Genomic DNA, 947 nt, shown 5'->3' with positions numbered 1-947 from the left:
GCACCGCGCCGCGCACCGGCCTGCGCGTGCGTGAACACGATGGCTTCGCCGGAGATATCGGGGTCGAGGCCCTCCTGGTTGGGGTGGGCGTGGTGGCGGTGGTGTTTGTCGACCCACCAGCCGAAGGCCAGACCGATCGCCAGGTTGCCGTGTATCAGCCCGACCAGTTGGTTGGCGCGTCGGGATCGGAAGATCTGCCGGTGGCCGGCGTCGTGGCCGATGAACCCGGTCTGGGTGAAGACCACGGCCAGGAACGCCGCGGTAACCAGTTGCCACCACGAGTCCCCGAGCAGCACGAAGACCGCCCAGCCGGCGACAACCAACGCGGCGTTGATTGCGATCTTGATCGTGTAGTAGGTCGGGCGCCGGTCGAGCAGGCCTGCCTGCCGCACCCGGGTCAACAGTTCGGCATAATCGCTGCCGCGGCGGCGCTGCGACGCTGGCCGCACCTGCGCGATGGTCGAATCGATGTTGCTCACGAATCCTCCCGGCTATCGACGCTCAGCACGCCGCCGGGGTCTGGAGCAAACGCTTCCATCAGCCTACTCCGCCACCCGTGCGGCGTACCTGGGCGCGCGACCAAAAGCCCGCGCGGCAGCGAGTGCGCAGACGAGGGCTCCGGAGGGCTCGGCCGGGCGTGGTCAGCTGGCAGAGTCCTGCTGGCGGCCGCGTTCCTGTGAGCGTCTGATCTCCCTCTCCGCTTCGGTCCGGCCGGCCCAGATCCCGTGTTCGACGTCGACGCTCTTGCCCGGCTCCAGGTCCTTGTACACGTCGAAGAAGTGTTGGATCTCCAGCTTGTGGAAGTGTTCCAGATCCGTGATGTCGCCCAGGTACGTGAGGCGGGGGTCAGCCGTGGGCACGCACAGCACCTTCGGGTCGGGCCCCTTCTCGTCCCGCATACGGAACATGCCGATGGCCCGGCATCGGATGAGGCAGCCGGGAAAGGT

Annotated in this window: 2 protein-coding genes; both read right to left on the bottom strand. The window is 67.6% G+C overall.

Annotated elements, in window-relative coordinates; genetic code table 11:
* Positions 1 to 479, bottom strand: a 479-nt coding sequence (locus ACTMS0_RS29080; protein WP_441158465.1) for a fatty acid desaturase family protein, incomplete at its 3' end; no start/stop codon positions are given.
* A 162-nt stretch (positions 480 to 641) separates the two neighbouring features.
* Positions 642 to 947, bottom strand: a 306-nt coding sequence (locus ACTMS0_RS29075) for an inorganic diphosphatase (RefSeq protein WP_441158464.1), incomplete at its 5' end; no start/stop codon positions are given.

It is taken from the genome of Micromonospora sp. H33, assembly GCF_052068455.1.
GTDB lineage: Bacteria > Actinomycetota > Actinomycetes > Mycobacteriales > Micromonosporaceae > Micromonospora.
The sequence above is the reverse complement of the archived record's forward strand: the minus strand, read 5'-3'. Positions and strand labels throughout refer to the sequence as shown.